Below are 5980 nucleotides of genomic sequence, written 5' to 3'. Positions count from 1 at the left end.
CAAGAAGCCATTCGTCCCCGAAGCCGAACTCCAGACACCCGATTATAGCCCCACGTCGTACGCTATCGTCATTCTCCCTGAAGAAGGCAACCCGGTCGTGTACGATACTGACGGTACGTACTCGATGGACACCTTACTCGATACCGTCACCACAAGTGGGTGCGAAGAAACGACAGGAGAACAGGCAGACCATATTCAGCAGGCGCCTCAGCCATCGATTGACGATATTGCTGAGGATCCAGAGGCGGTTGTTGAGCGATTCGCAGAGACACACCTCGTCGAAGATCCGGAAAGCAGAGTAGCCGCCGGAGATGTCTACGAAATCTACGAGCAGTGGGCTGAGGCTCACGGGATTGATACAGATAGCAAACCCTGGTTCGGCCGTCGCCTCGGGAACTATGTCACGTTCGAGCGGAACACAGACAATGAGAACGGCGACTCTGTTCGATACTACGAGGGGCTTGCACTCAAATCAGAATAGATCTGGAGGGGAATACAATGCAATCCACACTCAGCGCCAAATATATCGTAAATGTAAATTTGAGTTTGCATAACAGGAAATGCCTCTCGCGTTACGGAAACATCGAGGCATATCGTCTCCGCAGCACCGAAATCAGCAGACGGAGAGGGGTTACGGCAACCAACCGAAATGCCGTAACACAAGCATTCTGGAGAGATTTTGCTGTATGCACGTATCGGGAGCCTCAGACCCAGGATTTCACTGATTTGAATGATCTGTTACGGCAAAAACCAACTAGGATAGAACGGGGGTTCCCCGTTGGGACCAAGGGATTGGATCGACACGCAGAGCAGCGTGAAGTCTGTGCTGGCTCAGAGCCAGTGAGAGCCATGCGAGGTGCTATGTGAGGATGAGTGAGAGTAGTATCGACGAATCGGAGGCGATTCCGGAGACGCTACGCGAACGGGACCAGTGGGTGTGCTGGCGCGAAGAGGAGCGGGACGGCAAGTCGACGAAGATTCCGGTGACGCCGGGAGGTGGGGGGTTCGCGTCATCAACAGAGTCGGAGACCTGGGCGAGCTTCGAGACAGCGCTCGACTACACCGAGACGGCACACGCCGATGGCGTTGGGTTCGTGTTTACCGACGACGATCCCATCGTCGGTGTCGACCTGGACGACTGCCGTGATCCTGAAACCGGCGACGTCGACGACGCGGCACTAGACATCATCGAGCGCCTCGACTCCTATACGGAGGTGTCACCGTCCGGCACCGGCTATCACGTCCTCATCAGGGGCGAACTTCCCGAGGGGCGGAACCGTCGCGGGAGCATCGAACTGTACGACACGGCACGATTTTTCACCGTCACTGGCGATCACGTCGAGCGGACACCAACGTGCGTCGCACGTCGACAGGACGCGCTCAGAGCGATTCACCGTGAGTACGTTCAGGAGACAGAGCGTGACACGGCAGCAGAGTCCGAACAGCGTGGTAGCGCTGACGACGAGTCACCGACGACCGGTGCAGCCGGCGTTGACGTCGACCTCGAAGACGAGGACCTCCTCGAGAAAGCGCGAAACGCATCGAACGGCGAGAAGTTCGAGCGGCTCTGGAACGGGAACACAGCCGGCTACGACAGCCAGTCCGAGGCCGACATGGCGCTGTGCTGTCTGCTGGCGTTCTGGACCGGCGGCGACCGGACGCAGATGGATCACCTGTTTCGCCAGTCGGGATTGATGCGAGAGAAGTGGGACGAGGTCCACTACGCTGATGGGTCGACGTATGGGGAGAAGACCATCGAGCGAGCAATTGCGACTACTTCGGAGTTCTACGACCCGGACGCCGGCGACGATACCGCGGACGAGATCCCCGCCACATCGTCGCCAGACGTCGGCGCTGCTGACTCGGAGCGGAGTCGCGCATATCTCGCCGAGAAGAACCAGATCTTGAGCGACCGCGTCGACGAGCTCGAGGCGACACTCACGGAGAAAACCGAGCGCATCGACGCTCTCGAAGCGGAGGTCAAGCGACTCACTGACGAACTTGCCACCCGTGGCCAGGAGGAGGAGTGCCAGGGCGAGCACGCCGCTACTACGAGTGAGAACAGTAGTGAGTCAGAGTCATCCTCACTGTTGGGTCGGTTATTCGGCGGTCGGTCCAAGTAGCGTTGCGACCGCAGCGGCACGTCTGTCACCCCCGCCAGGGGGCGGCGGGGTACATCACGTGCCCCCGATAGACGATGGCTTCGGAACGTACGACCCAAACGCAGACGGTACAGCAAGCAGCAACCAACTCCGACGGGGAGGCTCCGTGGGCAGACCTCGAGGTGGCGATCCCGAACGACCGCGATCACGCGTCGCTCGTCGCGCTCGTGGAGTGTGCCCTAATCGAGCTGACGCACGAGCACGTGGGGGCAGTCGTCGTCACCCACCAGGTCCGGGGGACAAACCACACGCAGTACGTCGCCGTCGACGACGTCAGCGAGCAGTTCCAAAAGCGGCACTTCGACGCCCGGCTGGGCTGGCACGAGACAACCGTTCCTCGGGAGATCGTTCGCGACGAACTCGTCACCCAGCTCACCCGGTCGGCAGCCTCACAAGCGGAACGCACACGAGAAGCAGCAGCCAGCGAGCCGGACACGTTCACCGTGAAGCCGGTTCAGGAACTCCGGACTCCATAGGCCACACTCTTAACCAACACTCGGGACCAGTTCTGTCGAAGTGTTGGTTAATGACGTTGCCAGAATTTATGCCCTCAACCCACGCCCACCGCCCTATCCCTCCGCGACGTTGCCGTTTTCGAGTACCGCGACCCAGGGTCGGACTGACGCCCTCCGACTGGGCTGTTTATCGGCGCCGGGAGGCGTGCAGCGCGCGAGAGCGTGCGCGGCGTGATTCACCATGGTTGGTCCCGATCCTCACGACGACACGAGTGCCGACCACGAACAGCTCGAAACCGAACTCCTCGCACAGGACCGTGACGCCGCGAGCGTCGCGACCGCGGACGTCGACGACGCAACGGCCCGCAGCCTAGTCGACGACCTCATCGACGCGGACGTCGTCACACCCGTTCCCGAGGATCGCGTTCTCGTTCACGAGCCGAGTGTTACTACCTTCGACTCGACGACGCAATTGGCCGTCTTCCACCGTGGCTGGACGGCCGGCCGCGACGCCGACGCGGAGGCGGAGTAATGCAGCAGACGCTTACAGGGTGTGCGTTCTGCGACGCTCCGCCCAGCACCGAGACTGGCGAGGCCCACACATGGGGGGAAGATGAGCGGGTCACCCACCCCATCTGCGTCGACTGCGCGATCCAGATGGAGCCGGACCCCAACGAGCGCGATCGCTACGCCTGCGATGGCTGTGGGCTCGTCGTCGACGCTCTCGCGGCGCTCACGCGCTTCCGTGTGGAACTCGGCCATCTCGAGGGGCCGCTGCAGCTGTGTGCGCGATGTAGTCCTGGCGGGCCCGCGACGTACTGGACGCACGACCTCGATGAGCATCTCGTTGAGTGAGACATATTGCCGACGCTTACACCGTTTCCATGGAGGACCTCGTTGACGAAGTCGACGTCGCGCTTGACCGCGACTAATGGGGAGTCTCCCTATCCATGGATAGGGAAAGTATCCAATAAGCCGCACCGCTTGGCATTACGCCATAGATTCCGGTATCCCTCGCCGTCAGATCGTCGTCGAAAGACGCTCGATGCGATCAGCGGTTCCCTTGACTGCGTCTTTCTCCTCGAGACGACTCACGATATCCTGTAATTCAACCGTGGTGTAATCGAGTTCCTGCTGGAGGGCAGGCATAGATTTCGGTTCGTCGAGGGCGTGAAGCACTTCGAGTTCCTCGTATACGCGCTCTGTAATCTCCGCGACCGGCTCATGCAGGGGTGTCCTCACGTTGTGTTGCTCGGTGAGATCGGCCAACGCCTCGTTCACGTATGTTACGAATAGCTCTTGATCCAAGAGGTCGATCTGCGCGGCGAGTTCTGCTTCGACGACGTCGAAATCGAGGTCAGTCTGCAGCAGCGAAAACATATCTTCGATATCGTCCACCCGTCCGGCGACCGCCTTGAATAGGAAGATGTCCTCTGGGCTCACGAGTTCGACCACCAAGTTGCTGGGGTTGAGGTACCGCTCGCTACGCTTCCGAATCCCGTCAGAAAGAACCAGTTTATCGATTACCTGCTGGTGAAAGATGTCGATTCGACACCCATCATCGTTCTCGAGGATTCGCTGAGCACCGAGCGCTTCGTATTCTTCGTCCGGTTCCCGAACGATATCGTAACCAAGTTCGAGCAGTACTGCTTGGAGCTGCCCGAGGTCATCACCGGATGCGACGATGAGATCGATATCCTTGGTAGTGGTCTTGAGATCCTGGAACGCCATTGCCCCACCGCCGATCAAGAAGACAGTGAGTGGGTCGTCTAGCTGCTCGCCGATGCGCTCGAGTTCCGACCGAATGTACGAACTGTCGAATCGCGCCCTCATGCTGACACCCCGTAGTCCGCAGCCAATTCTTGGAACTCTTCCCACTCGGGAAGTCGAGATGCCCGCTCCTCGCCACTCGTGTCGAGATACGTGAGCAAGTCCTCGACGAGATCGTCGACGCCGTACTTTGTGGCCTGGTCACGCAGTTCGTCACGGTCGACGTCAACGTGGCTGAGCAGGAGCAGACAGTATGACTGGGTACGTGCGCCCGAATCGATTACGAGCATATGACAGCACAGCATCGCCGGCGAGAGATCATTCATCGTCTCTGAATGGAAATAGTACCGACGGTCGCGGGCCAGAAGGGGCAGGTCGTAGGTCTGGAAACGCTCTGGCCCCGTCGAAAGGAAGTCCTCGGCGGTAATCTCATCTGCGGTCTGGACGAGGAACTCGTCGAGTGACTCCCAGAGAATCGTGTAGGTGTCGGTGTGTTGTTCGACGGTCTGGCGATGGTCGTGGTGAACGAGTTCCCGAGCAAGCGTACTCAGTTGTTCGAATCCCTCGTTCAGCACATATGCATCCTCGTCAGTTTCGTAGATGATCCCTCGATGCTGAAGTGGATCGAGGGCGCGATGGACGGTACTCCTGTGAATGTTGGCCCGGCGTGCGAGCTCCATTACGACCCGCGGTGTTTCAAGATAGTAGAGAACGCGGAGCGTCGCACCCGACAACAGTTCAGGCCAGTCGATGTGCGAATACTCTTGGGTGATGTCTGCGAGGAGTTCGAGTGCTTTCGCGTCCGATGGCCGGATCTGCTTTGTTTTCCCTTGTCGACGCGTCTCGACGAGTCCGGTCGCTTCGAGACGATCGACAAGTTCAGACGTGTAGCTGAGACTGCGGTCCAGCTGGGTCGCAAATTCGGAGACTGTCTGCTCACCGTGAAGGACGGTGAGCGCGCGAACCTCGCCTTCGGTAAGCATCTGTTGCGTAGATACGAACCGATATTTAAATAACTTCGCTATCTCGCAACGAGTATGACTGACTCAGCTGAGGTTGCTGGGTGAGCAACACGATGAAGGCCCTCGGCCGTTCACGGGCGGCGCGCCGCCCGTTAGCTCGGGAGAGCCTGCTTTCCCGGTGACCGAGACGGCCTCGCCCTTTCTGAGTCCGCCAGGGCAGTAGTTGGGTCGCTGAGTGTCGCGGCTGGGTGGACAGGTGTGTCCGTTATGGCCCGCACCGCTCGCCGCGTTCCGCCCTCCGCGTCGCTCGCGACCGACCATTCCGGGCGTGCGGGCGCTCTCCGCACCGCCCGCGCCCGTTCCGGGCTAAAATGCATGTGCCCTCGGCGCCAGCGGGTATCCCCGTCGGTTGCGCCCCTTGCGGGCTTTCGCGTTCCAGCGCTTGGTGCCGCCTGCGCTGTCGCGCGCCACACCGCGGCGCGCGTTCTCGGCGACAGTCGCCCTGGACACGGACCCGCACATCGGGCCGGACACGAGCGGGCATATCCCGCTGGCCGCTCGCTCCGGGCGGGTCGGCGCGCGGTGCTGGTTGAGTGGCCTCCCTATGGCGCGCTCTCGCTCGCGCCCCAAG

At 60.4% G+C, this 5980-nt stretch carries 7 protein-coding genes; 5 read left to right on the top strand and 2 right to left on the bottom strand.

Features of this window, described 5'->3' with window-relative positions; translation table 11 throughout:
• From FJT57_RS16205 to FJT57_RS16185, 5 genes are all read left to right on the top strand, one after another.
• The coding region (locus FJT57_RS16205) for a primase-like DNA-binding domain-containing protein (protein ID WP_238994036.1) at window positions 1-481 on the top strand (481 nt) is incomplete at its 5' end.
• 388 nt (window positions 482-869) lie between these two features.
• The gene (locus FJT57_RS16200) at window positions 870-2123 is read left to right on the top strand and encodes a phage NrS-1 polymerase family protein (protein WP_144906863.1); all 1254 of its coding nucleotides are present in this window, start codon (window positions 870-872) and stop codon (window positions 2121-2123) included.
• 74 nt (window positions 2124-2197) lie between these two features.
• A complete protein-coding gene (locus FJT57_RS16195) occupies window positions 2198-2638 on the top strand; it encodes a hypothetical protein (protein ID WP_049983724.1) in 441 nt (146 codons plus the stop codon).
• Window positions 2639-2858: 220 nt separating this feature from the next.
• Window positions 2859-3149 (top strand): hypothetical protein, encoded by a 291-nt coding sequence (locus tag FJT57_RS16190; protein ID WP_049983725.1) that lies wholly within the window; start codon window positions 2859-2861, stop codon window positions 3147-3149.
• A complete protein-coding gene (locus FJT57_RS16185; RefSeq protein WP_049983726.1) occupies window positions 3149-3472 on the top strand; it encodes a DUF7558 family protein in 324 nt (107 codons plus the stop codon). The genes FJT57_RS16190 and FJT57_RS16185 overlap by 1 nt, the downstream gene beginning before the upstream one ends.
• Window positions 3473-3637: 165 nt before the next feature.
• Here FJT57_RS16185 and FJT57_RS16180 read toward each other — a convergent pair whose 3' ends face one another.
• Complete coding sequence (locus tag FJT57_RS16180) at window positions 3638-4450, bottom strand: DUF6036 family nucleotidyltransferase (RefSeq protein ID WP_135806887.1); 813 nt, start codon at window positions 4448-4450, stop codon at window positions 3638-3640.
• A complete protein-coding gene (locus tag FJT57_RS16175) occupies window positions 4447-5370 on the bottom strand; it encodes a winged helix-turn-helix domain-containing protein (protein ID WP_049983728.1) in 924 nt (307 codons plus the stop codon). Before FJT57_RS16175 ends, FJT57_RS16180 begins: the two co-directional genes overlap by 4 nt.
• Between the last annotated feature and the right edge of the window lie 610 nt (window positions 5371-5980).

This window comes from Halobellus captivus (genome assembly GCF_007655485.1).
In the GTDB taxonomy this organism is placed as follows: Archaea; Halobacteriota; Halobacteria; order Halobacteriales; family Haloferacaceae; genus Haloquadratum; species Haloquadratum captivum.
Note: the sequence above shows the minus strand (reverse complement) of the source record. Positions and strands in the feature narration are given on the sequence as shown.

Bases quoted from the DNA above. Each gene is read 5' to 3' on its own strand.
- FJT57_RS16200 (WP_144906863.1), top strand. From the start codon at position 870: ATGAGTGAGAGTAGTATCGACGAATCGGAGGCGATTCCGGAGACGCTA.
- FJT57_RS16195 (WP_049983724.1), top strand. From the start codon at position 2,198: ATGGCTTCGGAACGTACGACCCAAACGCAGACGGTACAGCAAGCAGCA.
- FJT57_RS16190 (WP_049983725.1), top strand. From the start codon at position 2,859: ATGGTTGGTCCCGATCCTCACGACGACACGAGTGCCGACCACGAACAG.
- FJT57_RS16185 (WP_049983726.1), top strand. From the start codon at position 3,149: ATGCAGCAGACGCTTACAGGGTGTGCGTTCTGCGACGCTCCGCCCAGC.
- FJT57_RS16180 (WP_135806887.1), bottom strand. From the start codon at position 4,450: ATGAGGGCGCGATTCGACAGTTCGTACATTCGGTCGGAACTCGAGCGC.
- FJT57_RS16175 (WP_049983728.1), bottom strand. From the start codon at position 5,370: ATGCTTACCGAAGGCGAGGTTCGCGCGCTCACCGTCCTTCACGGTGAG.